Source organism: Bacillus sp. FJAT-27986 (genome assembly GCF_001685035.1).
Taxonomy (GTDB): Bacteria; Bacillota; Bacilli; order Bacillales; family Pradoshiaceae; genus Pradoshia.
Genome location: NZ_MAYV01000017.1, coordinates 205,354 through 231,785, shown reverse-complemented (window position 1 = coordinate 231,785; position 26,432 = coordinate 205,354). Strand labels below are relative to the sequence as shown.

The window sequence follows — 26,432 nt, the reverse complement described above, 5'->3', positions numbered from 1 at the left end:
CTGGTAAATAAATTGTCCTGCTACATTGTGTTTAAACGCAATGGTACATCACCATACTGCTAAAGCTCGAATAGCTGGTCTTATCGTATTAAAGACGTGAGGTGACCTCAAAAAGTTAGAGTTATAATGAAGCAACTGGTTGGCTGGTATGAAGACGGTATTCAACCGGAATCATACCAACCAATTCTTGCTTGATGCGTTTTGTATTGTAATAGTTAATGTATTTGTTAATCTTATTCTTTAATTCTTCATAGGTACATAAAGGTTCTCCATAATACATCTCTTGTTTCAGTACGCCAAAAAAGTTTTCCGTCGGTGAATTGTCCAGGCAGTTGCCCATATGGGACATACTTTGGAATACTTGTCCATGAAGGTACTTCTGTACAACTTTGTATTTAAATGATTCGCTGTATTTAGTCAAAATAAAACACCCCTAAAGTTAGTTTTTTTAACTCTAACTTTAGGGGTGGACTTCAATGTGTCTTTCGACTTTACAAGGTTGCCCGGTTTTGCGCCAAATCGCCACAATACTGCCAGTTGTTCAGGGAAAGGAAGATGTATGCCATTGTAGAGAAGTATTTTTGCTAATGAAAATATATTAATGAACTATAGGATAGAACGAATTGAATTGAAATTATTTGATAAAATATTCAGAGAAATATTACTATAATTATATAATATATTAGTATGATTTATACTGTGTTGCTTAATTCATAGGTGCTCCATGCGCCATGCTATTACACCATATGGCATTAGGAGCATATTAATTACTTGGGGCAAATTCAGAACAAGGAGGTGGACATTATGCAGGAGAGATTTCCGGGTATCGTGTGGTTTTGCGATCGCTGCAATGCTTGCCTGAGCGAGCAGCCGGGTTTTGATGACCATCACTATGTTTGGAAATGTACAGAGTGTGGTCATAAGAATAGCATTTCTTCGGATACAATCTATGAATCTAAGGATGATTTCAGAAATTATGACGGTTAAGTACAATTGGCTTGGGATTTCTTGAGTAGACTGCTTTATAAATATAAAGGAGGGTAAGCAATGGCTAATTTAAAATTTCCAAGAAGTGGACGATTTGTTCCATTCGGTGTACTTAATAATGAATCTGATAAATCTAAAGAATTAGGCGAGTATGATGGTATCAATGATATTGAAGATATAGACGATATTGAAGAATTAGATGAGTCATTAAGTGTTTACGAAGCAGCGGAGATATGGGCTTCTCACGGGAAAGATGAAGATTATATGTTTGGTTATACTGAAGAAGAATTGGAAGATGCTCTTTAAAATACAGCACCCTGCTAGCTTTATATAGTTAGCGGGGTGTTAGGCATCTTAGGGGTTTGCATTCCATTCTTGTAGGGGAACTACATATCCTATTTTGAATAAATCGATACATAATAAGCAACCGGCCTATACTAATGATTTTTTATAAATGGCCAAAAAGAAATTGATGGGACTTCATACACATTGGTTCCAGGTCTAATTGATTCACATGTCCACATTGAATCTAGTATCCTCGGTGAAATGCGTGACAAGTCCGGGGAAATTCGGAGGAAAAGGGTTTATGGCCTGGACATACTCGGGCTATGCCTGGCCTATCCCTGATCAAAGGAAGGTCAAATGCTATTCAAGTCCATATGAAGTATGAATCAAACTCCTTCATCCCTATCCATAAAATACAAATCACATTGCCCCCCTCTTATTAGGGATATTTCGTTTTTTTGTCAATCTTATGCATGTATTCTTCTGTAATATTCGTGTTTGTTGTATTATTAGCGAATATTAATCGTTATTTTTTAAAAATCGTACGGATTTTTTATTGACGAACTTACCTCTTGTTGATATGATTGGTTTGTACTGATTAATGTTATTTTAATATAATATAAAGGCTATGACTAAATATTTCTGCTGGGGCATTATGAATAGTGTAAATAGATTTTTTCAGTTGGAATTGGATATGTTCTATAGCCAGAAGAAAAAATTAATAGTAAAGATGATATAGGAGGATAATATCTTGAAGCGAAATGCAAAGAAATTGGTTATGTTAGTATGTATTGCCCTACTGACTTTTGCTATGGCAGCATGCGGGAAAAGTGAAGATAAAGAATCCGGAAGTAATAAAGATGGGTTAAAAATTGCGATTGTAACAAGCCTAACTGGTGTTGACGATGGCAACTTTAACGAAAATAACTACAATGGTATTTTAAAATTCATCGAAAACCATCCAACAGCTACTGTAAAAGCTATTAAAGAAGAAACGGGTGATCCTGCTGCGGGAGTACAAGCCGTTGCTGATATCGTGGCAGATTATGACGTGATTGTAACACCTGGCTTCCAATTTGCTGGAGTTTCCAGTGTTGCTTTAGAAAATCCTGATAAGAAATTTATTTTAATTGATTCTGAGCCTACACCTGTAGGTGACCAAAAAACGTTCGATAATATTTACTCTATGACTTTTGCCGAACAAGAAGGTGGCTTTTTTGCCGGAATGGCAGCAGCACTTGAAACAAAATCAAATAAAGTTGCAGTCGTAAATGGAATTGCTTATCCATCAAATGTAAACTATCAATTTGGTTTTGAATCTGGCGTAGAGTTTGTTAATAAAAAGTATGAAAAAAATGTTGAGGTTGTTGAGTTATCTGGATATGCAGGAACTGATGTCAACGGAGTGGATGTTGGCGGTAACTATGCAGGATCTTTTGGAGATGAAGCAACAGGAAAAGTAATTGGTAATGCATTGATTAAAAAAGGTGTAGACCAAATCTTTGTTGCAGCAGGTGGAACGGGTAACGGTGTGTTCACTGCTGTTAAGGAAGCGAAAGGCGATGTTAAAGTAATTGGTTGTGACGTTGACCAATTTGATGATGGTGTAAATGGTTCTGAGAACATTGTATTAACATCTGCAGCTAAATTTATGGGCATGAACGTTGAAAAGCAATTGAATGCAATTGTTGACGGAAGCTTTAAAAGCGGAAACGTAGTTCTTCATGCAGATTCAAATTCTACTGGATTTATAAAAGAAGAAGGACGTCACCAATTATCAGAGGATACCCTTACGAAAATGAATGAAGCGTACGAGTTAGTGAAAGAAGGCAAAATCGTGCCGGCATCTAACTTTAATGGTTATACGCCAGAAAAATTCCCAGGGTTGTAATATTCATTAGAAAAGCATGATGGAATAATCGTTAGAAGTTTATCCCTTCCTGATTTACTGGATCAGGGGGAGGGTAAACTTCTAATTTTTTCCTTTCCATTTAATGTGATAAAGGAGCAGAAAGATGTCTGATTATATTGTAGAGATGAAACATATAACCAAACGATTTCCTGGAATAGTAGCGAATGATGATGTATCCATTGGCATAAAAAAGGGAGAAATCTTTGCTTTACTTGGAGAAAATGGTGCTGGTAAATCAACGTTGATGAGTATGCTGGGTGGCATGTATGAACCGGATGAAGGCGAAATCTATATCCGGGGTGAGAAAGTGAATATCAGCTCACCTAACCATGCGGCGAAGCTCAATATAGGGATGGTCCATCAGCATTTTAAACTGGTATCAGATTATACGATTACAGAGAATATTATTTTGGGAATCGAGCCAATCAGAAAATTTGCAGGTCTCTTTCCATATGTGGATATTCGAAATGCCAATCGAAAAATTGAAGAGCTATCCAAGAGCTTTGGATTAGAAGTGGATCCTACGAAAAAAATAGCTGATTTAAATGTTTCCATGCAACAGCGTGTGGAAATTTTAAAGGTGCTTTATCGGGAAGCAGACATCCTTATTTTTGATGAACCGACTGCAGTCTTAACACCGCAGGAAATTGAATTCTTGCTGGATATAATCAAAGGACTGCGAGACGGTGGGAAAACGATCATATTAATTACACATAAGCTGGAAGAAATTAAGAAGGTCGCCGATCGATGCGCCGTATTGAATAAAGGCAGATTAATTGATGTTTTGGATGTAAAGACAACCTCCGTTAATCATATGGCCCAATTAATGGTAGGGCGAGAGGTAAACTTTGAAGCGGAGAAAGAGCCAGCTCAATTTAAAGACGAAGTATTGAAGGTAGAAAATCTAACCGTTAAGAATGAAGATGGGTTTGAAGTAGTGAAAGATGTTTCCTTTACCATTCGCAGCGGTGAAATCTTTGCCATTGCAGGAGTTGCAGATAATGGACAGGTTGAAATAGCGGATGCAATAGCTGGACTAACAAAGGTCAGCAGCGGAAATATACATCTTAATGGCAAGGATATTACGAATGAAACGATAAGAAGCAGAACAGAAGCTGGTATATCGTATATACCTGAAGATAGACAAAGCTTTGGACTGTTTTTGGATTTCGATTTAGCTACTAATCTAGCATTAAAGCAGTACTATAAGGAGCCTTTTTCTAGTAAGTGGATGCTAAATAAAGAGGAATTCGAGCGATCTGGCAGTGAGTTGATTGATAAATATGATATTAGAAGCGGACAAGGCGTCAAAACGCAAGTTCGTTCGATGAGCGGTGGTAATCAGCAAAAAGCCATTATTGCCCGAGAAATCGAATTGCAATCACCTCTTATGATTTTTGTTCAACCAACACGGGGAGTAGATATTGGCGCAATCGAAAATATCCATAAGATGATCATTCAGGAACGTGATCGTGGAAAAGCGATTCTCCTTATATCATTGGAGCTAGATGAAATTATGAATGTAGCAGATACGATAGGAGTTATCTATAATGGCCAACTTCAAAAGATTGCTAGCAGAGAGTCATTAACGACCAATGAAGTCGGTGAATATATGATGGGGGCAAAGCATGAGTAAAGATAGAAAAAGTAATAAGTTACGTAGTAGTCTTATTCGGCTGATAAATAATGAGAAGTGGCAATCGATCTCCATTCCACTAGTCGCCATAATCATGAGTTTTATTGCGGCAGCTATTGTCATACTTTTAATGGGTAAAAATCCTTTGCAGGCGTTCTACAACTTATTCCAAGGGGCAGGAATTTTACCGAAGCCATTTTATGCTGGCTATAAAAGCATGCTGACTGATTTCATGAGTTTGCTGAACGCGATGACGCCGCTGTTATTTGCGAGCTTGGCAGTTGCTGTCGCATTTAGAGCGGGTCTATTTAATATTGGGGTTGCCGGTCAAATGCTCGTCTCTGGTTTTTTTGCGACGATTATTGTCGGCTACAGTGGCTTGGATGCGGTAATCGCAAAGCCGCTTGTTTTACTGATTGGTATAGTCACCGGGGGACTAATGGGAGGATTAGTTGGGTGGCTCAAATATAAATTTAACATCAATGAAGTCGTATCTACGATTATGTTGAATTATATTGCTCAATATGTCATCAGCTTTTTTATTCAAATGTATTATATTGATCCAGTCTCAAGGCAATCTAAATATATTTCTGAAGCAGCAAGATTAACATTGACGAATGTTGAAATAGGAAACCTGAAAATGGATATTCCGTTAGGCTTTGTGTTGGCCATCATTACCGCTATTTTAATAAAGATCCTCATGGACAAAACGGTTGTTGGATTTGATATTAAAGCGGTAGGATCCAACCGCAATGCAGCAAAATATGCGGGAATTAATGTAGGAAGAAATACAGTCCTGGCAATGGTTATATCGGGTAGTTTGGCTGGACTTGCAGGTGTCACATATTATTTAGGTTATTACGCTTCTATACAACCAAAGGTATTGTCAGACATCGGCTTTGATTCCATTGCTGTAGCCCTATTAGGAAACTCTCATCCAATTGGTGTTATCTTTTCATCATCTTTAATATCAATCATTGATCAGGGAAGCACCTATATGAGTTCACAGGCAGGAATCAGACAAGAAATTTCTTCTGTGATCATCGGGTTGATCCTATTGTTTAGTGCATGTGGTGTATATCTGAAGTATAAAATTAGCCGCATGAATGAAAAAGCAGCGGAACGAAAGGAGAGTAAATCATAATGGATACAGTACTTATTGATGGTCTATCCTTTGCTTTGCCTCTTTTTATTATAGCAATTGGCGGTATATACAGTGAAAAGAGTGGTATTACCAACTTAGCACTTGAAGGATTTCAAGGTTTTGGGGCATTCATCGGGGCGCTGTCAGCTGTATTAATCGCAAATGCCTTTGGTACAGATATTCAAGATTTGTTTTACGTAGCGTTACTATTTGCCATGATCGGCGGAATGGTTTTCGCAGTTATTCACGCTGTACTATGCATTAAGTTTAAGGCAAACCAAGTTATCAGTGGTGTCGTCATTAATATACTGGCGTTGGCTTTAACAACATTCTTAACGACACAAATCAATGCGCTTGTCTTCGGAACTGCTTCGGACAAGTTCCAGTTAGGTGTCATGGAGCGGTTTACTATTGCTGGTTTAGCCGATATACCAGTAATAGGTGCAATCTTTACGAATGTGTATCCGTTTGAAGTAATTATCATCGCGATTGCCATTTTTGCTTGGTATCTTTTATATAAAACAAAGTTCGGCATGCGCTTAAGAGCGTGTGGGGAAAATCCTCATTCCGTTGATGCAGCAGGTGTAGATGTTGCGAAACTCAGGTTTACAGCAGTCTTAATATCAGGTCTATTTTCTGGTCTGGGCGGCATGTGTTTTGCCTATTCCATTTCAGCTAACTTTTCTTCCAGCATTTATATGGGATATGGGTTCTTAGCCATTGCCGCATTAATTTTCGGTAATTGGAAGATTGTCCCGACGCTAGCTGCGTGTCTTTTGTTTGGTTTTGCGAAATCTGGTGGAGCTTTTATTGCTCAATCAATGGCATTGCCAAGCAGTTATACTGATTTATTTATGATATTGCCGTATGTATTAACATTATTGTTATTAATCTTCTTTTCTAAATCAAACCGTGCTCCGAAAGCGTTAGGTGAGATTTATGACAAAGGAAAGAGATAAATAAATTTACTAAGCAGTTTCCATGGGCTAACATGTTAAATTTGGTTGACGCAACGTGTGAGTATCGATAAATTACGGTCTAAGATAATGCACACTCTTATCGTGCGTCGACATAAGGTGGAAATATACCTAGTGTGTGGACATACAGTCCACATGTGGATAGTGTAGCAAAGCTTATAATGAAAAAGGCAGCAGCCCTCATTGGGGCGCTGCCTTTTTAGGTTTCTTACAATGAATTTACAAAGCTGGATTTAATGTGAATTGTCTTATCTGATTGTCAGGTTACCTACCAAATGCTATCCCAAGAGGATTGCAACTTTCGCAATAGAACAATTTGGCCGATATGATACGAATCGTGCATCATGATATTGCTGAGTAAACGCTCAATAGAGTACCTGTTAGCTGCATACAAAGTTTTTAGCTTTTCATCCTCAAGGTCCGCAATGACCGTTTTTAATTTACTCATGACTTCATTAAGGCGCTGCACTGTCTGGGCCCATCTGATTTCGTCTTCTGGATCCCCTGGATTTCCAAAGGTTTCTTCATTGTTTTCTGGCTTATGCGGATTCTCAGTTCCCTTAATTCGGTGGATTACATCTTCATTCCAAAATATCAAGTGATTGACAATTTGCCAAATCGAATTGCTGTTTTCCGAACTTCTCCATGCCGCCTCAGCTGCAGTGACTCCATGAAGTGCCTGATTCATGGAAGCAAACCATTCATTCTCATGGCAGTGCATGTCGAGTTGTTCTAAAAACACTTTAGTTACAACTTGCATACAACCAATCTCCTCTCTGTTTGGGATAATTTAAAGTAAAAATCTGACAATAATAATCCTATAATCTATTTAACAAAAAGCCACTAATACGCATAAAATAACCATCATTTTGGACTGTTGGCTATATAAGGACGAATATATTCTCAATAAAATGCTCTATACATTTATATTGAGAATACAACCAAACTATAATACTCTGACTTTATTCGGCGCATCCAGCATGTATTCCTTCCACATAACAAATAAAGTTCTTATATATGGGATAGGTAGGCTATGCTTAACAAATTCCTCATAAACCTACGATTATTCCTGGTGATAAAAGCTATTGATCCCATACCAGGAAGTTTAAGATTAAAATAATAAGGTAAATGCTTCTTTTCACAAAAATAAATTTAGTAAAAATATTTTTATTGACTATCACTGCATGCGTTGTTAGAATGCAAAAAAGGTTTACGAAATAAAAACAACTAAATTATAAAAATAAACTCGTATAATCTTGGAAATATGGTCCAAGAGTTTCTACAAACTAACCACTTTAATTAGTTCGTCTACGGGAATAGATACGTACAGAATGTATAGTAAACTGCTATATTTTATTTATACATCCTTCTACTTTCTTATTTTTCCCGCCGAGCAAAAAATGAGGAGGAATAAGATGAAAACCCCAAAACAAATCAAATCCCAAATACTAGCGGCAAGAAATATCAGTTTACCTGAGTTAGTTATTAAAAATGTTCAATTAGTAAATGTGTTTACGGATGAAATGGAGCGTGCAGATGTTGCCATTCATAATGGTAAGTTCGTAGGTATCGGCCACTATAATGGTAAAAAGGAAATCGATGGCACTCCATATACAATGGTTCCGGGTTTAATTGATTCACACGTCCACATCGAATCTAGTATGCTTTCTCCTTCTCAATTTCAAAAAGCTGTTTTACCGCGAGGGATTACAACTATTATCACAGATCCTCATGAAATAGCTAATGTCCAAGGATTAAAAGGAATAGAATGGATGTTGCAGGACAGTGAAAACTGTCTATTGAATTATCGCTATCAACTGCCGTCCTGTGTCCCGGCAACTTCCTTTGAGGACAATGGAGGGACTCTGACGGCTGAGGATCTTGCGCCGTTTTATAATCATAAGCTTGTGCTTGGCTTGGCGGAAGTGATGGATTTCCCTGCAGTATTATCTGGTCAGGAAGATATAATGGCAAAGTTGTCAGGGGCAATGATCAACAATGTTCCGATTGACGGACATGGTGCCGGTTTAAGCGGAAAAGATATTAATGCCTATTTGACAGCGGGTATTACAACGGATCACGAATGCGTAAAACCAGAGGAAATGATTGAACGCGTCAGACGAGGTATGTATGTGATGCTTCGCGAAGGCTCTGCTGCCCGCAATCTTCATGATTTGTTAGCCGGCTATAGTAAAGAGCTTTCACATCGTTTAATGTTTTGTACAGATGATAAGCATATAGATGATCTATTGGAAGAGGGAAGCATTGATTATCATGTACGTGAATGCTTAAAGGCTGGAATCGATGTATATTCTATTATGAGAATGGCATCTCTTAATGCATCTCAATGCTATAATCTAAAAGGAAAAGGGGCAATTGCGCCTGGCTATGATGCTGATTTTATTTTATTGAATGCCATTGAAGGCTTTGATATACATTCTGTTTGGGTAAACGGAATCCGTTACGAAGAAGATAACGAACAAGAGAAAGAAGCGTCTTTTGAAAATACCGTTATATTGGGAAGCTACTCAAAAGAGCTTTTGCGTCTGTCATTGACTACTGATATAGCGAGGGTAATTGAAATTATTCCTAATTCGATTGTGACGAAAAAAGCGCAATACAAGGTACCGGTTGTCAATGGCCTGTTTGTCCCAAGTGAAGAAGAGGATTTCGTGAAAATGGCTGTAGTCGAAAGACATAAAGGTACAGGAAGTGTAGGAGTCGGTATTGTAAAGGGCTTCCGTCTGCAAAAAGGAGCTATTGCTACAACGATTGCTCATGATTCGCATAATATTATCTGCATCGGAAAGAATGATGAAGATATGGATGTCGCAATCAGGGAGCTTGAGAAAATTGGCGGAGGTATTTCAATTGCTTGCAATGGAGAGACAATCGCTTCATTATCATTGCCTGTGGCAGGATTAATGACAACTATCTCACCTGAAGAATTAAATAAGCAATACAGCCAGTTGCTGATTGCACTGTCATCACTTGGAATTACGGATGAATTCTCACCTTTACTAACATTATCCTTTTTGGCCTTGCCAGTTATTCCTTCGTTAAAGCTTACGAATCAAGGATTGTTTGATGTTGATACATTTACGTTTGTAGATGTAAGTGTATAAATTAATCAGAGGGGCCTCTCTAAAGTCATCAATGATTTTTGAGAGGCCCTTCTTTGTTTGTGCTAGTGCGTATGAATCCTCCCCAGTAAATTTGTTTAAAAATATCCATTGGATGGAGCACCTGTATGTATAACTAATTCAGTGAAAAAGTGTCGCAAAGCTTATTGAAATGAGGCAGTATCCCTGCGTAATAAGGGCGCTACCTTTTTATATTTGAGAATGCAGTGATTATTGGATAACTTTATAAGGTGGATTCGACAAACCTAGTGTAAGCACATACCCTTCTGCAGCATCAATCAATAATGTAATAAAAGTCTTTTTGTTTTCCATCTTGTAATATCTCCTTTGTATACTTCATTTGATAGTTGTATCTTACCTATTTGATGTTTGTGAATTGCAAAAGAAATGTTTACTAAATGTTAAAATGAAAAAATATTATCCATATAAAAGAATCCTATAAACGATTACCATTTATAGGATGTTATAGTTCCCTTATGGCTATTTTAATAATTCCTCGCTCAAAGATAGTATCTGTGGTGCTAGTTTTTCTCGTTTTCTTTTTGTTATTTTCACATATATGGGATAGGCAACGCTTATTAGCACAATTCCTAAAAAACCTACAATTATTCCTGGTATGAAAAGCTGTTCATCCCATACTAGACAGCAGCTCATACCTATTCCAAATAATAATGTTCCTATAAGGCCTGACATAATGGCCAAGATTGTTCCTGGTCTTTCTGCACTTTTATCCAAATTTCGTAACTGTTCGAATGGATCATCTTCCTTTTTCATATATTTCTTTTTAATAGCTTCTATTTCTGCCTGCCTTTTTGCAGAATATATATACTCAAATTTATTATTTTCCATCATTGTCATCCATTCCTGATTTATATTTACGCATAAGACAATATTTCTATAATTTTATTCGATTACGTTCTCCTTTAAGTAGACAGTAAACGTGCTTCCTTCTCCCGTTGTACTTTGTACATGAATATCTCCACCTACTATATCAATCACTTTCTTTACCAATGCCAGTCCCAAACCGTTTCCTTGCGTAGCATGGGAGGTATCCCCCTGATAAAATTTTTCGAAAATATGCTTTCCTGTTTCCGGGCTAATGCCACAACCGCTGTCGCTGACTTCTACAAATGCGGTAAGTCCTTCTTTTTTCACCTTAACACCAACAGTTCCGCCATTATCTGTAAACTTTATCGCATTTGAAAACAGATTGTTCCATACTAGACTTAACAGTTCGGCATCTTCGTGTATGAAAATATCTTCCTCTAGATCGGTTTCAATATTAATGTTCTTACTTGCCCATGACTGTTCATATAGAAGTAAACATTCGCGAATCTGTTCTGTTAAATTATAGTGTTTTCTCTCAGGAAAGATTTGTTGATTTTCCAGGCGATTTAATTTCAATATATTTGTAATCAGACCAGATAATCTTCTTGTCTGCTCGGTAATGGCCTTTGCATATTCTACCTTCTGTTTTTCTGAAAGGGAATGTCCCTGAAGCAGTGTTCCATAATTTTGGATAGCCGCAAGGGGAGTCTTAATTTCATGAGAGACATTTGAAATGAAATCTGTTCGGAGAGTTTCTACTCCAGACAACTCTACAGCCAGCTCATTAATCCCTTTGATAATTGCATCGAATTCATTGCTGCTTTTTTCATTTCTAATATAGGGAATCTGTGTCTTGAAATTGCCGGACATTATTTCATCCAGACCTGCCTGAATCCGTGCTATTGGTTTTCTTACCATCAAGGTACGGCGAATTTCATCAATCATACTGAAAATAAATGTGAGAATGATAACGTTTAAGAAGGTAATGGGAACAGCAGCTTTCATTTCTTCCGTCGTCAAATCAACCCAATGTAAAAACAGTACCAGATTGCAGGTAACTACAAATGCCATCAGTATAAAAAATATTAGGAATCTCCCAAAATTAAATAAAAACTTTTTCCTATTTCGTTCATCTGTTGTAATTTTCATTTGAGCACCGTTTTATATCCTAATCCATGCACGGTGACAATTTCAAAATCCTTGCACGCAGAAAACTTATCTCTCAATTTTGTAATATAAACATCCACTACACGTGGTCCGGACTGGGATTCGGCATCCCAGAACTCATCCATCAATTGAGTTCTTGTAAATGTTTTCTTTGGGTATGACAACAGCTTATACAATAACTTGAATTCTCTTACTGTCAGATTGATTTCTTCCTCGTTCAAATAAGCTGTATGCTCTTCGATATCAAGCCTCAGCTGGCCAATTTCGATTTTTTTAATGGATGCAATTTTTGCCCTGCGGAGCAATGCTTCCAGTCGAAGGAGTAATTCATCCAAATCTACAGGTTTAACCATGTAATCATCCACACCGGCATGGAATCCTTTTCTTTTTGATTCGAGATCTTCCTTTGCTGTCATAAATAACATAGGGATATCATTGTTCAATTCCCTAACAGACTTAGCAAATTCAAATCCATCAATCCCCGGCATCATTATGTCAGAAATAATTAAATCAAATATATGGTCAGTCATCGCATCATAGGCATCATTGACATTTTGAACACCTTTAGCTTGATAGCCGTTTAGGTTCAAATAAGTACAGACTGTCTGATTTAAATTTTCATTATCTTCTACTACTAATATTTGAAACATATGTATTCTCCTCGTTGTATTTTTGACATTATAGCATGTGATTGTTTACGAAATGTTAACGTATTATTAAAACGTCTAATAGATAAATAAAAGATATGCTATAAGAACCATCAGAAGAAGAAATTGGTCTATTGTTGACTGATACTAATGAGAGCCTAATCTAGAGTCTTTAAACAAAACTGATTCAATAATGATTACGATGTGAACATAGCTTGTATAAAAATTAAAAAATGCAGAAAAATATAGTGGATGATAGATGGTTATTTTTGCATATCTGATCTTTTGTAATATAAAAATGAGGTGACCGATATTTGTACAGGATTAAGTATTCAATCTCAAGAGGGTAAGTGGTTTTTTGGAAGGAATATGGACTTAGCCTATTACTTCAATCAAGCAGTTATGATTATCCCAAGAAATTATCAATATCAAGATAGAGTCTCAGGTAATATGGTAACCAATAAACGCGCTATCATTGGAATGGGGACGGTAATTGATAACCATCCTCTTCTGGCGGATGCTATGAACGAAGTTGGCCTAGCCTGCGCAGGATTAAATTTTGAAGGGTACGCGTACTTTGAGAAAGAACCGATTGAAGGGAAAAATAATATTGCACCCTACGACTTTATACAATGGGTTTTATCAAATCACGAAACAGTAGAAGAAGTTAAACGTGGAATTGAGCATTTAGAACTTGTGGATTGCCCAATCAATGAAAATACACCTGTTTCAATGCTTCACTGGATGATTACAGATAAGACAGGAAAGGCTATTGTGGTAGAAAAGACAAAAGACCGATTGACTGTACATGACAATCTGATAGGAGTTTTGACCAACAATCCTACCTTTGATTGGCATTTAACTAACTTGAATGAGTATTTACATCTGACACCAATTTCACCAAAAGAAACAAAATGGGGCAAGCAAACATTAAAAGCACTAGGCATTGGAGCTGGAACATTAGGGATACCCGGAGACTTTGCTTCCGTTTCCAGATTTGTAAGGATAGCTTATATTCGTACACATATGCCTAAAATTGAAGGAGATATACATTCTATTACACAATTTTTTCATATGCTGGATTATGTAAAAATGGTTAAAGGAGGGGTCCTTACAGATGATGGGTTAGAGGATGGTACAACCTATTCTTCTTGTATGGATCAAGAAAAAGGTGTTTATTACTATAAAACGTATGAAAATAATCGTATCAATGCGATAGATATGCATAAGGAACAATTAGAGGGGACAAATCTTAAAATCTTTAAATACCTCACAAACCAGGATTTTAATTATCAGAATTAGGTTTACCTAAGAGTTTACATAAGCGAAAAATATTTCGTAACTTATATTAAAAGGCACTCCGTCCTTAGCTAATGGGACGCTGCCTTTTGATTTTTCCAGTATTGGATTTATCAATATGTATAGACTCCGGAAATGCAGGCATTTTCTCGGCAAGTGAGTGAAGGAGTTGAGCAGTTATTGTCTTCGGATTGAAAGGATCTTCATTAAGTTGATTAATATCTTTCATTATTCTAGATAAGCTCAGTTAGTAGTAATATCCACTGGCAAGCATCTACTTGTTTAGTTTTATCTATGATGCTGGTTTTTCTATGTTTATTAACTCTATTCACTTAAAGTGAGAAAATGCGTATAATAATGAATATTAAAAGAGAGAAATGGAGTAGTATATCAAATGGTTCAATCAATCAATACAAAAGTCGAGTTAGTTATTGATGCGACCTCACATAACGGGCTTCCTGAATACGGAAAAATTATGATTGGTGACAAAGGATTTGAATTCTTTAATGAACGTGATGCTCGTAAATTTATTCAAATTCCTTGGGAGGAAGTTGATTATGTGATTGCTTCTATCATGTTTAAAGGGAAATGGATTCCGCGTTATGCTATTCAAACTAAACGAAATGGGACATTTACATTCTCCTCGAAGGATTCAAAAAAAGTTTTGCGAGTCATTCGTGAACATGTTGATCCCGCTCATATGGTGCAATCATTAAGTTTCTTTGATGTGGTCAAACGCGGTATGAGTAGTATATTTAAAAAGTAATAGTTTTAAAAAAAGATAAGTTAGTACTTGTCTTTTTTTTGTCGAAAAAAACAAAAATTGCACGGTATGTAAATGTCCTTGGCAAAGAGGCTTTGGACATAGAAAATTTTAATCCTGCTTGAAAGCGGATTATATAGCGTGCTATAATCACTAAGAAAGTTTATTGAAATTTTCGAAAAGCTAGTCTAAATAACCATCTCCTTTATTTTTTACGCGATACTACTTCGATTAGATGTAAGTAAAAAGTATTGATTGATGAAGAGAAAAAGGGGAGTCTTTGTACCTATAACTTCATTTAATCACTTTTTTTTATGTCTTTTTTTGTCGAATATAGTCGTTTTCAGATGGTTGGAAAACACATCTATAGAAATATAGAAATAGACGTGTTTTACCGTATTAGTTTGCTTGTAACAATAATAATAGGAGGTAAAAAGATGGTAGGGATTATCATTGCTAGTCATGGTGAATTTGCGAATGGTCTCTTGCAATCTGGAGAAATGATCTTCGGAGTACAAGAAAATGTAAAAGCTGTTACATTGATGCCGAGCGAAGGACCTGATGATGTAAAGGCAAAAATGAAAGAAGCAATTGCCTCTTTCGATAACCAAGATGAAGTCTTATTCTTAGTCGATCTTTGGGGTGGTACTCCTTTCAACCAAGCCAATAGCTTGCTTGAAGATCACCAAGACAAATGGGCAATCGTTGCTGGTATGAACTTGCCAATGTTGATTGAAGCTTTTGCATCTCGTTTTTCAATGAACAAAGCACATGAAATTGCCGCTCATATTTTGGGCACTGCTAAAGAAGGAGTTAAAGTTAAACCAGAAGAGTTAGAACCCGTTACAGAGGTTAAACCTGCTGATAAACCGTCAACTGCAGGTGCGCCTGGTAAATTTGAGTACGTGTTAGCTCGCATCGACTCTCGTTTGCTTCACGGACAAGTAGCGACTGGTTGGACTAAAGCAACAAATCCTACTCGTATCATTGTTGTATCTGATACAGTAGCTAAGGACGATCTTCGTAAGAAATTAATCCAACAAGCTGCTCCACCAGGTGTAAGGGCACATGTTGTTCCTGTACATAAAATGATTGAACTTGCAAAAGATGATCAACACTTTGGCGGTCAGCGCGCATTGCTTCTTTTCGAAAACCCGCAGGATGCACTTAGGGCGGTTGAAGGTGGCGTTCCATTAGAGACAATCAATGTTGGTTCTATGGCACACTCACCTGGTAAAGTTCAACCGAATAAGGTATTGGCATTCAATCAAGAGGATATTGAGGCTTTTGCTAGTTTAAAAGAGCGTGGTTTGAAATTTGATGTACGTAAAGTTCCGAACGATTCAAAAGGCAACATGGACGAGATTATCAAGAAGGCTCAAGAAGAGTTAAACAAACAAAAATAATCATGATTATCACGAAAAAAAGGGAGGATAAATCATTATGGATTTGACTATTATTCAAATAATATTAGTCCTTTTCGTAGCATTCTTAGCCGGTGTAGAAGGAATTTTGGATGAATTCCATTTCCATCAGCCAATTATTGCATGTACGTTAATCGGCTTAGTTACAGGAGAACTTGTACCTTGTCTTATCTTAGGCGGTACGCTTCAAATGATTGCTTTAGGATGGGCAAATATTGGAGCAGCCGTAGCACCGGATGCTGCGTTAGCATCAGTTGCATCTGCTATTATTTTAGTTTTAAGTGGACAAGGTCAAGATGGAGTATCTTCTGCAATCGCGATTGCAGTTCCGCTTGCAGTTGCTGGCCTTTTATTAACAATTATCTGTCGTACGATTGCGACTGCATTTGTTCACTTTATGGATGCTGCAGCTGCAGAAGGAAATATCAGAGTAGTAGAATTTTGGCACATTGCTGCAATCTGTATGCAAGGATTACGTATTGCAATCCCAGCTGGATTAATTTTAGCCATTGGTGCAGGTCCGGTTCGTAGCTTGCTTGAATCTATGCCAATGTGGCTGACAAATGGTTTAGCTATCGGTGGTGGAATGGTTGTAGCTGTTGGTTATGCAATGGTTATTAATATGATGGCTACAAAAGAAGTATGGCCATTCTTTGCAATTGGATTCGTATTAGCAACTGTTACAGAAATTACACTTATTGGTTTAGGTGCTATCGGTGTGGCTCTAGCACTCATCTATTTAGCTCTTTCTAAACAAGGCGGTTCAGGTAATGGCGGAAATGGTAATACAGGTGATCCAATAGGCGCTATTATTGATAATTACTAAGAAGGAGGAGGACAGAAAGTGGAAAAAGAATTGAGATTATCGAAAAAAGATCGTATTTCTGTTTGGTGGCGTTCAACCTTCATTCAAGGTTCTTGGAACTATGAACGAATGCAAAACGGTGGTTGGGCGTATGCAATGATTCCAGCTATTAAAAGATTATATAAAACAAAAGAAGACCGCTCTGCTGCACTAAAACGTCACTTAGAGTTCTTTAACACTCATCCATATGTAGCTTCACCTATACTCGGGGTAACTTTAGCGCTTGAGGAAGAACGTGCAAATGGTGCACCGGTTGATGACGTAGCTATTCAAGGTGTTAAAGTTGGTATGATGGGACCTTTAGCGGGTATCGGAGATCCAGTTTTCTGGTTCACGGTTAAGCCAATCCTTGGTGCGTTAGCAGCTTCTCTTGCCATGACTGGTAATATACTTGGACCGATTCTTTACTTCGTTTTATGGAATCTTATTCGTATGGGATTCACTTGGTATACACAGGAATTTGGTTACAAAGCAGGATCTAAAATTACAGATGACTTATCTGGCGGGTTACTTCGAGATATTACTAAAGGTGCATCGATACTCGGGATGTTTATCCTTGGTGCATTAGTTAACCGTTGGGTTTCTGTTAAGTTTACGCCAACTGTATCTTCCGTTCAGCTTGATGAAGGTGCCTATATTGATTGGGATAAGTTACCTGCAGGAGCAGAGGGAATTAAAACAGCGTTGGAACAACAAGCTGCTGGTCTATCATTAAGTGATGTTAAAGTAACAACTCTACAACAAAATTTAGATAGTTTAATCCCAGGCTTATCTGGATTGCTATTAACACTTCTTTGTATGTGGCTGCTTAGGAAGAAAGTATCACCAATCGTAATGATCCTTGGATTGTTCGTCGTTGGTGTTGTCTTCCATGTATTAGGCATCATGTAAAAATAAATTTATAAAGCTTGTTCAGACTTATACAAAGATAGATTATAAGACTGTTAAACAAATAGGGAAGCACCTCCTGAAATTGAGCGAATCATTTTCAGGGGGTGCTCTTTATATACCGCCAGAAACTTGATCATTACTACTATATACATATCAATGGAAACCATTTTGAATTAAACTATTGCTTAATAGAAGATATTAAGTATAAATTTATATTTTAGGAGGCTGCCATGCTTACAATTGGCTATATTGGAAATGGGAAAAGCACGAACAGATACCATTTACCGTTCGTCCTGCAAAGAAAGAATATAAAGGTAAAGACAATTTATCAAAGGAATCCTAAACATGAAAGCTGGGATCGGATTCCAGGGGTCACTTATACATCTGACTTAGATCAACTGTTAAATGATAAAGATATACAACTCATTGTAGTTTGTACAAAACATGACAGTCATTATGAATACGCCAAATTGGTATTAGAACATAATAAACATTGTTTAGTTGAGAAGCCTTTTATGGAAACCTCCGAGCAGGCAAAAGAAATATTTGCAATCGCGCGTGAGAAGGGACTAATTGTTCAAGCTTACCAAAACAGACGCTTTGATAGTGATTTTTTAACTGTTCAAAAGGTTATCGAAGAAGGGAAGTTAGGAGAACTGCTGGAAGTAGAAATGCATTTTGACTATTTCCGCCCCGAAGTACCAGAATCCACTACTACTTTCGATCCTGCTATGTCATTTTTATATGGACATGCATGCCATACATTGGATCAGGTTATCAGCTATTTCGGCAAGCCGGATCACATCCACTATGATGTTAGGCAATTATTGGGGCAAGGCAAAATGAATGATTATTTTGATTTAGATCTATATTATGCTGAATTGAAGGTTACTGTAAAATCCAGTTATTTTAGAATTAAAGAAAGGCCTAGCTTTGTAGTTTACGGTAAAAAGGGATGCTTTGTGAAAGCAACGAAGGACCGCCAGGAAGAACACCTAAAATTATTTTACATGCCGGATAACAAGGATTTTGGAGTAGATACGCTAGAACATTATGGTGTACTGACATATGTTGATGAAGAAGGTACCATCCATGAAGAAAAAGTGAAATCCATCAATGGTGATTATGGGTTAGTGTATGATGATTTATATGAAGCCATTATGAATGGTAAAGATAAAACTATTACAGATGAACAGACACTGCTGCAAATGGAAATATTAGAAACTGGCATTAAGAATTTAAAATAAAATAAAATAAAATTAAATGATAGAGACAGCCCCCAATACGGCACACTATGCATGGTATTGAGGGCTGTCCACTTTTTTAGGAAAACACAGTTGTATGTGATGCTAACCAGCCTCACATATCTTATTGATCTTTTTGCTCGTAGAGAGCCAGAAATGCACATTCTATTGCGCGCAAAGTATGGGCTGGAATTCCGCCGCCCATATTATTCCACAGATCAGCGAATAGTCTAGGACTATGACCTTCACGCAGTAGCTTTTTGGCGTATAAGACTATCATATTCGGATCGCGTTGATGACGTAACAAGCACATCGGAGACGGATAGTCTTCACGAAGTCTATTTTCCATCTCAAGAGCTTCTCTTTTCGAAATGGCAGTCAGTGTCGGTTGAATTTTTTCCCACTCATCGAGCATAATGGGTATCCATTGGCAATTGTCCTCATGGTAGAAGTAAGTCTCCTGACCATTGGTCTGATAAATAATTTCTGCACCTTCGTTAAATTCACGATAATAGGTTACGAAAATATCCGTATACAGATTGGAAATTTCCCAATACATATCATATTCATGCAGGGGTGCAAATGCATCAATTAGCCTACTGTAATACCAGCTCTGCTGCTCTTTTCCACGGTTGAACCTGGTCCAGAGTTCGTCTCCGCATTCAATATAGTCTGCTTTAATACTGCGGAGATTGGATAGTTTGTCCGCGCAGGCAAGTAAGAGCTCTTCAAAGCTAGCTGACTCTGTCATGTAGTCGATGGTATGCTGCTTTCGCTCTTCCCAGCTGCGTGACTTGTCCTCGCTGTTTGACTGAATAAGGGATAAAACTAAAGGACCAAACTCGTTTTCAATTGCATCAGAAGTCTCGTCTGTATCTTCCAGAACGTCATGCAGCAGGCCTGCAATAATCAGCGCAGTATTACAGCCGGCAGAGGTTAGAATCTGGGCAACCTCGAATGGATGAGAAATATACGGAATATCGGTTCCTTTACGAGTCTGTCCCTGATGTGCTTTCGTTGCAAAGAGAATTGCTCGATGCAGGATGGCATTTCCGAACCACGTATTTGGCGTATATAGTGTACACTCTTCATCTGCCTTTTCGACTTCAGGTATCTTTTTAACCTTAGATGAATCTATCCTCTTTTCCGTCATTGAGTTTCCCTCCTTCATTTCTTTTCCTCTTATAGTTAGGGATATATTATATAAAAATAATTATAACATCTATAAGCTAAGACTGATGAGGATGACAATCAAGTGAAATATCGTCTATTTGATTTCTTCTGTTCCATTCCATTAATATATTGGTTCTCTTACTAGGAATTATTCAGATTAGCAATTCAATATCTTAGTAAAATAATTTGGAAATAAGTAAGTAATGAATATGAACATGGTTGATGTACTTTATCATTGACCAGACTGGACCTAATTTTCCTGGTTTTCTTTGTACTTTTTGTTCATAATAAGGGATAATATGTTCAAAATTTCTATAGTTTGATAAAAAGTGCCCAAGCATGCTATAAGTGTAAAAGAAGATTATTTCTGTTTAGTTTTGGGATAGATTTTTATATGATATCCCATTTAATGAGAGGATTGGAATTTGAATATGAAAGAAAATTTTTGGCGTGATCTACCACGACCTTTTTTTGTACTGGCACCAATGGAAGATGTGACGGATGTTGTTTTTCGTCATGTCGTGAGTGAAGCTGGGAGACCTGATGTGTTTTTTACAGAGTTTACAAATTCGGAAAGCTATTGTCACCCTCAGGGAAAAGAGAGTGTGCGTGGACGTTTAGCCTATACAGAGGATGAACAACCGTTGGTAGCCCATATTTGGGGTGACAGGCCTGAAAACTTCCGAAAAATGAGTATTGGTATGGCGGAGTTAGGGTTTAAAGGCATAGATATCAATATGGGATGTCCCGTACCTAATGTAGCTGACAATGGGAAGGGAAGTGGTCTGATCTGCCGTCCCGAAGTTGCAGCCGATTTAATACAAGCAGCTAAAGCTGGGGGATTGCCGGTAAGTGTGAAGACGCGGCTTGGTTTCGCGGATATAGACGAATGGCGTGATTGGCTGACACATATATTGAAGCAAGACATTGCTAATCTTTCTATTCATTTGCGTACAAGAGATGAAATGAGTAAAGTAGATGCTCATTGGGAGCTTATTCCGGAGATTAAGAAACTTCGTGATCAGGTCGCACCCGATACACTTTTAACGATCAATGGAGATATCCTTGACCGTGAAATGGGATTGAAACTGGCTGAACAATACGGTGTAGATGGGATTATGATTGGGCGTGGTATTTTCAAAAATCCATTTGCCTTTGAGCATGAGCCAAAGGAACATAGCAGTAAGGAATTGCTGGATCTCTTGAGGCTGCATTTAGATCTCCATGATAAATATTTAGAAGTAGTAGCTCGCAAGTATACACATCTTCATCGTTTCTTTAAAATCTATGTCCGTGGATTCCATGGGGCTGGTGAATTAAGAAATGAGTTGATGAATACGAAGTCCTCAGATGAAGCGCGTGCATTGATCGATAAATTTGAAGAGCTTAATGGGATGGACGAAAAGTAAGAAGCAATCGAATGAGAAAATTGTTGCTACTTCTCTATAGTAGAACGGATTTCAAATCTGTATGGTATGTTATGAAGTAATCCTAATCTTAAAATAACCCTTGGAACTGCGTGTTTTCCGCATGTCTAAGGGTTTTTCCTTTAGAATAATCTATTGCTGCTTCTAGTATTGTAGGATTAACTATCTATCGATTTAAATATTTTAATAATTCAAATTATTCATGATATTATTCTTCCTCCGCTTTATAATGAATAAAATAGGGTTTAGTGGAGGGAATACATTGAAGAAAAAATTGATAGTACCAGTACTTTTAACATCCGCTATATTAGTAGGCTCGATTCCGGCCGGAAGTGTAATTGCACAGCCAGTTAATTCGAAAGCAGTTAGTAAGGAGTGGAATGAGAGGGCTAGCGTTCCTTTATTCGTGAAGGAGCGGTCTGCTGAAAAATACTCTTCTAGTACCCCTTCCAATGCTTTGAATTATTTGAAGAATAGTCAAGGAAAGACTGGAATCAGTAATCCGGAGAAAAACTTGAAGGTGAAAGATGTACAAAAGGATGAACTGGGCATGACGCATATCCGCTTTAATCAGACGGTAAATGGAGTAAATGTTGAAGGTTCAGACATTATCGTTCATTTTAATAAGGATAATGAAGTTGAATCCGTTAATGGTAGGATGAATCAGACACTTAGTGAATCAAAAGTGAATACAGCTGTCTCTTTAAGCAGTGAAAGAGCAGTAAAAGAAGCCTTATCCTCTGTTAAAGCCCCTGAAGAGCTGACATATGAACCTACTACTGAATTGGTTGTCTATCCTTTTAAAGGAGAAAACCATACAGTCTATAAAGTAAATGTTAACTTTATGGGTGTGGAACCTGGAAACTGGTTTGTCTTTGTAGATGCACAAACGGGTGAGATAATTGATCAGTATAATGCCATCATGCATGCCGCTGAAAGAAAAACACAAAAAGGTACAGGAATCGGTGTGCATGGAGAACGCAGAGAATTACACATTACCCGTGTAAAGGAAGCGAATTCTGGTACTAAGTTTTCTTTAGCGGATTATGCTCATGCTAACCTTGGTGGAATTGAAACATACGATGCCAAAAACGATAACACTTCCAGTAATGATACGCTTTATGTAGGGAATTCAGCTTCATTTATCAAAGACTACGATCGTGCTGCTGTCGATGCGCACTATAATTCCGAAAAAGTATACGAGTATTTTCTAAACGAGCATGGCCGTAATTCTCTAGATGGAGAGGGAATGGCAATTATATCTAAAGTCCACTATGGTACCAATTATAATAATGCTTCCTGGAACGGACGTTGGATGACCTACGGTGATGGAGATGGAGAGTTTATGATTTCTCTGGCAGCAGGTCTTGATGTAGCTGCTCATGAAATGACCCATGGTGTAATTTCTCACTCAGCTAATCTGGTTTACCGGAATCAATCAGGAGCACTAAACGAGTCTTTTGCTGACGTGTTTGGTGTACTAGTTGATGATGGTGACTGGGAAATGGGAGAGGATATTATGGCACCAGCTGCCAAAGCTGAAGGGGTGACGGTATTGCGCAGTTTAAGTAATCCTAACAGTGTAATCGTCAGCAACGAGCAAAGAAGAGAATATAGCACAAATGGTGGTGTCTATCCAGACCATATGGATGAGTTTTATCATATGCCGACTTCCGTAGATGGCGGTGGTGTCCATGTTAATTCATCTATTACAAACCATGCTGCATACCTGATCGGTCAAGAACTTGGAAGAGAAAAATTGGGGAAAATCTACTATCGAGCTTTAACGGTTTATTTAACCTCTAATTCCAATTTTAGCGATGCTCGGAACGCAATTGTGCAGTCTGCTATTGATTTGTATGGTGAAGGCAGCGAGGAAGAGGCGGCCGTACAATCTGGTTTTGATGCGGTGGGAATCTATTAATTCATCCAGATGACTTGAAGGAAGGTTAGTTTATATTTATTTGCTCCCTTAGACGATGAGTTTAAGGGATTTTTTATGTGCATATATAAACTATTAGCGATCCAGAGTAGGAAATTTCTACATTAAAAAGAGGCTGGGACATAACTAAATTTACTATGTCTAAAACCGAATGATGTATTTGATTTTTATTAATCTAAATAGAAAAAGCCGAACTATTATTAATAATTGATGTTAACACTGCATTATATAATAGTTCGGCTTTTATAGATGCTGGAGACCTTTTGTCCCAATCTCTTTTTGTCTCTTATTGAGGCAATAATATCAATGTTTGATACTCTAATTGGCTCATTGAGTTTAGTTAGGTGATAATCTCCTGTCGCCCAATCGGAGATATCCCTTCTATTCTCATTTATTGTTTTATATAAGCAAGTCCTAGACAACCTGGGCCTGTATGGCTGCCAATGGATGGGCCGATTTCAGTGATGAATACTTGATCGAAGGATTGTTCTAATTCTAGATCTGCTTTTAAGGTTAATGCATGATCAAGATTATTAGAGTGTAAAATACAAATCATTTCTCTCTCAACATTTGAAGCTAGGAATCTTTCTTTGATTTGCTTGGTTGCACCGGATGTTTTTCGAGCTTTGCAGACAGATTCAATGACTCCATTATCTGTAACAGAAAGGATTGGCTTGATTCCGATTAGTCCACCAATCTTCGCAATAGCCGGATTTAGTCTGCCACCTCTGGCTAAGTATTGTAAGTCATTCACGTAAAATTCCACGTGGAAGGATTGTTTGTTTTCTTCCAGATATTCGACAATTTGGTCGTAGGAATACTTCTCATCTCTCATCATGCAAGCTTTAACCACTAACATACCCATAGCCATAGAACCGGTCAAGGAATCGATTACGGCGATGCGACTTTCCGGATATGAATCTAGTAATTCCAGACTTGCCAATCTAATATTATTAAACGTGCAGCTTAATGCGCTGGAAAGAGTTACACAAATGATATCATTTCCTTTTTCCAATTCTTCTTTTAATACTTGAATTGCGGCTGAAGGAGAGCTGGCACTGGTCTTGGCAACCTGGCCATTTGCTAATCTATTATAAAACTCCGTAATTTCCATTTTACGTTCGGAACCGTACTCTATTTGATCCTCAAACTGAAAATGAAGAGGAATTAATTTTATTCCATATTTTTCGATTACCTCTGCTGGGATATCGCAACTTCCATCGGTAATAATTGATATATTCTTCATGAAAACCTCCGTTAGTTATTAAACACTGTGTTGTATAAAATTTGTTATCATTGTATAATGTTGCCCCGGAAGCATCAATCATCAATTTTAATCAGAATGAAAGTTATTAAACAGAATGGGACGATTTGTTTAAGAATAGGAGTCAGAATGGATGGAAGATCGCAGAATAAGATATACCAAAAAAGTAATTAAAGACACATTTATTGAATTGTTAGAACAAAAGCCAATCAATAAAATTACCGTAACCGAGCTATGTACAAAGTCTGAAATCAATCGGGCTACCTTTTATCGGTACTATGAGGATGTATATGATTTGATGGAGAAGCTAAAGAGTCAATATGTGGATGAACTGAAGGCAGCTATCTCCATTTCAAAGGACGACTACACGATTTCGGGATTTACAAATGAAATTCTTGAGGTGATTCTAAGAAATAAGGAACTGAGCAGAATTCTCTTTACTTTGAAGAACGGAAAAGACTTTCTTGATGATGTGTTAGATATTGCCCATATGAAATGTATAGAAAAGTGGAATCGTTACGGGAAAAATGTACCGCAAACACAAGTGGGGTATCTATCAACGTTTATAACTGCTGGGACAATAGGTATCCTGAATGAATGGATTCAAAATGATTACAAGGAGTCTCCCTCAGAGATTGCCAATCTGATTGAAAATATAAGTCACTACGGTCTGGCGAAGATTATTTATGGGAAGTAAGTAAAGATACCTGAATCAAAAAAAGTAAAAGATATTCTACTGGCCCTAAATTTTTTCATAGAGCTTTTTTTCGTAATATAGGGTCTTTTCCTTATGCAATAAATAGGAGAAACCAGTATCTTGTTAACTTTACTGCGCATTTGTTTAAAACAATCAATTTCCTATGATGAATAAATTAGGCGGATAAAAGCAGTGGATAATTGTAAAGTTGGTAAATTAAGGAAAGTGAAGGGCAAGCTTAGAAATCAATAGCGAATCAACAAAGCCTTCCTTTCAATAGTGTATTTACTCTATTTCTAACTAGTTCTTAACCGAAAACTCTACTGGATAATGTTTTTATATATTTTATATTAAAAATGGTAAAGTAGAATATATCGAATAAAAGACTAGGTGGTAATAAAAAATGAAAGAAGTCATACAAAAGGTTTTAGAGTTCAGGGATGAGCGGAATTGGGGACAATATCATAATGAGAAAGATTTAGCGATTTCGATTTCATTGGAAGCGAATGAATTATTGGAGAATTTCCAGTGGAGAGATAGCGAAGAGGCAGCGGCTGATTCAATAGACAATATAAAAGAAGAAATGGCCGATGTATTTATCTATCTCTTGCAGTTAGCGGATAAATTGGATATCAATCTGGAAGAGGAAGCACTCAAGAAACTGAAGAAGAACGCCATAAAATACCCGGCTCCGGCAAAGAAATAGTCATATTATGA

Annotated in this window: 24 protein-coding genes and 1 riboswitch; of the genes, 17 read left to right on the top strand and 7 right to left on the bottom strand. The window is 37.4% G+C overall.

Annotated elements, in window-relative coordinates:
- Nucleotides 1-121 precede the first annotated feature (121 nt).
- Nucleotides 122-421 carry an IS3 family transposase gene (locus tag A8L44_RS15575; RefSeq protein WP_066108397.1) on the bottom strand — a complete coding sequence of 100 codons (300 nt, stop codon included), beginning with the start codon at nt 419-421 and terminating at the stop codon, nt 122-124.
- Between the two features lie 383 nt (nt 422-804).
- Here A8L44_RS15575 and A8L44_RS15570 point away from each other — a divergent pair, with 383 nt between their 5' ends.
- The 6 genes from A8L44_RS15570 (at nt 805) to A8L44_RS15545 (ending at nt 6,923) form a co-directional block, all read left to right on the top strand.
- Nucleotides 805-987 carry a Sec23/Sec24 zinc finger-containing protein gene (locus tag A8L44_RS15570; RefSeq protein WP_066108395.1) on the top strand — a complete coding sequence of 61 codons (183 nt, stop codon included), beginning with the start codon at nt 805-807 and terminating at the stop codon, nt 985-987.
- Nucleotides 988-1,047: 60 nt separating this feature from the next.
- Complete coding sequence (locus A8L44_RS15565) at nt 1,048-1,293, top strand: hypothetical protein (protein WP_066108394.1); 246 nt, start codon at nt 1,048-1,050, stop codon at nt 1,291-1,293.
- A 730-nt stretch (nt 1,294-2,023) separates the two neighbouring features.
- Nucleotides 2,024-3,163, top strand: a complete 1,140-nt coding sequence (locus tag A8L44_RS15560; protein ID WP_217491086.1) for a BMP family lipoprotein — start codon at nt 2,024-2,026, stop codon at nt 3,161-3,163.
- A 124-nt stretch (nt 3,164-3,287) separates the two neighbouring features.
- Nucleotides 3,288-4,820: an ABC transporter ATP-binding protein gene (locus A8L44_RS15555; RefSeq protein ID WP_066108391.1), complete on the top strand. Its 1,533-nt coding sequence runs from the start codon at nt 3,288-3,290 to the stop codon at nt 4,818-4,820.
- Complete coding sequence (locus A8L44_RS15550; RefSeq protein ID WP_066108387.1) at nt 4,813-5,964, top strand: ABC transporter permease; 1,152 nt, start codon at nt 4,813-4,815, stop codon at nt 5,962-5,964. Before A8L44_RS15555 ends, A8L44_RS15550 begins: the two co-directional genes overlap by 8 nt.
- The gene (locus A8L44_RS15545; RefSeq protein ID WP_066108385.1) at nt 5,964-6,923 is read left to right on the top strand and encodes an ABC transporter permease; all 960 of its coding nucleotides are present in this window, start codon (nt 5,964-5,966) and stop codon (nt 6,921-6,923) included. The genes A8L44_RS15550 and A8L44_RS15545 overlap by 1 nt, the downstream gene beginning before the upstream one ends.
- A 286-nt stretch (nt 6,924-7,209) precedes the next feature.
- Here the strand turns inward: A8L44_RS15545 and A8L44_RS15540 are convergent, their stop codons facing one another.
- Nucleotides 7,210-7,701: a DinB family protein gene (locus tag A8L44_RS15540; protein ID WP_066108384.1), complete on the bottom strand. Its 492-nt coding sequence runs from the start codon at nt 7,699-7,701 to the stop codon at nt 7,210-7,212.
- Between the two features lie 466 nt (nt 7,702-8,167).
- Nucleotides 8,168-8,272, top strand: a riboswitch (purine riboswitch).
- 84 nt (nt 8,273-8,356) lie between these two features.
- On the opposite strand from A8L44_RS15540, the gene ade reads away from it, so the two are divergent.
- A complete protein-coding gene (gene ade / locus A8L44_RS15535) occupies nt 8,357-10,066 on the top strand; it encodes an adenine deaminase (RefSeq protein ID WP_066108381.1) in 1,710 nt (569 codons plus the stop codon).
- 498 nt (nt 10,067-10,564) lie between these two features.
- On the opposite strand, the gene A8L44_RS15530 is transcribed toward ade, so the two are convergent.
- The 3 genes from A8L44_RS15530 to A8L44_RS15520 are packed head-to-tail and all read right to left on the bottom strand — an operon-like array spanning nt 10,565 to nt 12,729.
- The gene (locus tag A8L44_RS15530) at nt 10,565-10,933 is read right to left on the bottom strand and encodes a hypothetical protein (RefSeq protein ID WP_066108604.1); all 369 of its coding nucleotides are present in this window, start codon (nt 10,931-10,933) and stop codon (nt 10,565-10,567) included.
- Nucleotides 10,934-10,987: 54 nt separating this feature from the next.
- Nucleotides 10,988-12,061: a HAMP domain-containing sensor histidine kinase gene (locus tag A8L44_RS15525; protein ID WP_066108379.1), complete on the bottom strand. Its 1,074-nt coding sequence runs from the start codon at nt 12,059-12,061 to the stop codon at nt 10,988-10,990.
- The gene (locus A8L44_RS15520; RefSeq protein ID WP_066108375.1) at nt 12,058-12,729 is read right to left on the bottom strand and encodes a response regulator transcription factor; all 672 of its coding nucleotides are present in this window, start codon (nt 12,727-12,729) and stop codon (nt 12,058-12,060) included. The genes A8L44_RS15525 and A8L44_RS15520 overlap by 4 nt, the downstream gene beginning before the upstream one ends.
- Before the next feature lie 300 nt (nt 12,730-13,029).
- Between A8L44_RS15520 and bsh the strand changes: the two genes are divergently transcribed.
- The 6 genes from bsh to A8L44_RS15490 all read left to right on the top strand — a co-directional run bounded on the left by bsh (nt 13,030) and on the right by A8L44_RS15490 (nt 19,215).
- The gene (gene bsh, locus A8L44_RS15515; protein WP_217491085.1) at nt 13,030-14,028 is read left to right on the top strand and encodes a choloylglycine hydrolase; all 999 of its coding nucleotides are present in this window, start codon (nt 13,030-13,032) and stop codon (nt 14,026-14,028) included.
- A 391-nt stretch (nt 14,029-14,419) separates the two neighbouring features.
- Nucleotides 14,420-14,791, top strand: coding sequence for a DUF956 family protein (locus A8L44_RS15510; RefSeq protein WP_066108374.1), 372 nt, complete (start codon nt 14,420-14,422; stop codon nt 14,789-14,791).
- A gap of 434 nt (nt 14,792-15,225) precedes the next feature.
- Nucleotides 15,226-16,194: a mannose/fructose/sorbose PTS transporter subunit IIA gene (locus A8L44_RS15505; protein ID WP_066108371.1), complete on the top strand. Its 969-nt coding sequence runs from the start codon at nt 15,226-15,228 to the stop codon at nt 16,192-16,194.
- A 37-nt stretch (nt 16,195-16,231) separates the two neighbouring features.
- The gene (locus A8L44_RS15500) at nt 16,232-17,038 is read left to right on the top strand and encodes a PTS mannose/fructose/sorbose transporter subunit IIC (RefSeq protein ID WP_066108368.1); all 807 of its coding nucleotides are present in this window, start codon (nt 16,232-16,234) and stop codon (nt 17,036-17,038) included.
- Nucleotides 17,039-17,056: 18 nt separating this feature from the next.
- Entirely contained in the window at nt 17,057-17,968 is a 912-nt protein-coding gene (locus A8L44_RS15495) for a PTS system mannose/fructose/sorbose family transporter subunit IID (protein WP_066108365.1), read from the top strand.
- A 230-nt stretch (nt 17,969-18,198) separates the two neighbouring features.
- A complete protein-coding gene (locus A8L44_RS15490; RefSeq protein WP_066108362.1) occupies nt 18,199-19,215 on the top strand; it encodes an oxidoreductase in 1,017 nt (338 codons plus the stop codon).
- Between the two features lie 121 nt (nt 19,216-19,336).
- On the opposite strand, the gene A8L44_RS15485 is transcribed toward A8L44_RS15490, so the two are convergent.
- The gene (locus A8L44_RS15485; RefSeq protein ID WP_066108359.1) at nt 19,337-20,365 is read right to left on the bottom strand and encodes an HD domain-containing protein; all 1,029 of its coding nucleotides are present in this window, start codon (nt 20,363-20,365) and stop codon (nt 19,337-19,339) included.
- Between the two features lie 451 nt (nt 20,366-20,816).
- On the opposite strand from A8L44_RS15485, the gene A8L44_RS15480 reads away from it, so the two are divergent.
- Both A8L44_RS15480 and A8L44_RS15475 read left to right on the top strand, forming a co-directional pair.
- Nucleotides 20,817-21,794 (top strand): tRNA dihydrouridine synthase, encoded by a 978-nt coding sequence (locus A8L44_RS15480; RefSeq protein WP_066108600.1) that lies wholly within the window; start codon nt 20,817-20,819, stop codon nt 21,792-21,794.
- A 280-nt stretch (nt 21,795-22,074) separates the two neighbouring features.
- The gene (locus A8L44_RS15475; protein WP_066108356.1) at nt 22,075-23,736 is read left to right on the top strand and encodes a M4 family metallopeptidase; all 1,662 of its coding nucleotides are present in this window, start codon (nt 22,075-22,077) and stop codon (nt 23,734-23,736) included.
- Between the two features lie 409 nt (nt 23,737-24,145).
- On the opposite strand, the gene A8L44_RS15470 is transcribed toward A8L44_RS15475, so the two are convergent.
- Entirely contained in the window at nt 24,146-25,000 is an 855-nt protein-coding gene (locus A8L44_RS15470) for a DegV family protein (RefSeq protein ID WP_066108353.1), read from the bottom strand.
- A 151-nt stretch (nt 25,001-25,151) separates the two neighbouring features.
- Between A8L44_RS15470 and A8L44_RS15465 the strand changes: the two genes are divergently transcribed.
- Complete coding sequence (locus tag A8L44_RS15465; protein ID WP_066108350.1) at nt 25,152-25,715, top strand: TetR/AcrR family transcriptional regulator; 564 nt, start codon at nt 25,152-25,154, stop codon at nt 25,713-25,715.
- 403 nt (nt 25,716-26,118) lie between these two features.
- Nucleotides 26,119-26,421, top strand: coding sequence for a nucleotide pyrophosphohydrolase (locus A8L44_RS15460; RefSeq protein ID WP_066108347.1), 303 nt, complete (start codon nt 26,119-26,121; stop codon nt 26,419-26,421).
- The last annotated feature ends 11 nt before the right edge of the window (nt 26,422-26,432 follow it).

Coding starts and splice junctions, on each gene's coding strand:
- A8L44_RS15570 (WP_066108395.1), top strand. CDS start 805: ATGCAGGAGAGATTTCCGGGTATCGTGTGGTTTTGCGATCGCTGCAAT.
- A8L44_RS15565 (WP_066108394.1), top strand. CDS start 1,048: ATGGCTAATTTAAAATTTCCAAGAAGTGGACGATTTGTTCCATTCGGT.
- A8L44_RS15555 (WP_066108391.1), top strand. CDS start 3,288: ATGTCTGATTATATTGTAGAGATGAAACATATAACCAAACGATTTCCT.
- A8L44_RS15550 (WP_066108387.1), top strand. CDS start 4,813: ATGAGTAAAGATAGAAAAAGTAATAAGTTACGTAGTAGTCTTATTCGG.
- A8L44_RS15545 (WP_066108385.1), top strand. CDS start 5,964: ATGGATACAGTACTTATTGATGGTCTATCCTTTGCTTTGCCTCTTTTT.
- A8L44_RS15540 (WP_066108384.1), bottom strand. CDS start 7,701: ATGCAAGTTGTAACTAAAGTGTTTTTAGAACAACTCGACATGCACTGC.
- ade (WP_066108381.1), top strand. CDS start 8,357: ATGAAAACCCCAAAACAAATCAAATCCCAAATACTAGCGGCAAGAAAT.
- A8L44_RS15530 (WP_066108604.1), bottom strand. CDS start 10,933: ATGGAAAATAATAAATTTGAGTATATATATTCTGCAAAAAGGCAGGCA.
- A8L44_RS15525 (WP_066108379.1), bottom strand. CDS start 12,061: ATGAAAATTACAACAGATGAACGAAATAGGAAAAAGTTTTTATTTAAT.
- A8L44_RS15520 (WP_066108375.1), bottom strand. CDS start 12,729: ATGTTTCAAATATTAGTAGTAGAAGATAATGAAAATTTAAATCAGACA.
- A8L44_RS15510 (WP_066108374.1), top strand. CDS start 14,420: ATGGTTCAATCAATCAATACAAAAGTCGAGTTAGTTATTGATGCGACC.
- A8L44_RS15505 (WP_066108371.1), top strand. CDS start 15,226: ATGGTAGGGATTATCATTGCTAGTCATGGTGAATTTGCGAATGGTCTC.
- A8L44_RS15500 (WP_066108368.1), top strand. CDS start 16,232: ATGGATTTGACTATTATTCAAATAATATTAGTCCTTTTCGTAGCATTC.
- A8L44_RS15490 (WP_066108362.1), top strand. CDS start 18,199: ATGCTTACAATTGGCTATATTGGAAATGGGAAAAGCACGAACAGATAC.
- A8L44_RS15485 (WP_066108359.1), bottom strand. CDS start 20,365: ATGACGGAAAAGAGGATAGATTCATCTAAGGTTAAAAAGATACCTGAA.
- A8L44_RS15480 (WP_066108600.1), top strand. CDS start 20,817: ATGAAAGAAAATTTTTGGCGTGATCTACCACGACCTTTTTTTGTACTG.
- A8L44_RS15470 (WP_066108353.1), bottom strand. CDS start 25,000: ATGAAGAATATATCAATTATTACCGATGGAAGTTGCGATATCCCAGCA.
- A8L44_RS15465 (WP_066108350.1), top strand. CDS start 25,152: ATGGAAGATCGCAGAATAAGATATACCAAAAAAGTAATTAAAGACACA.
- A8L44_RS15460 (WP_066108347.1), top strand. CDS start 26,119: ATGAAAGAAGTCATACAAAAGGTTTTAGAGTTCAGGGATGAGCGGAAT.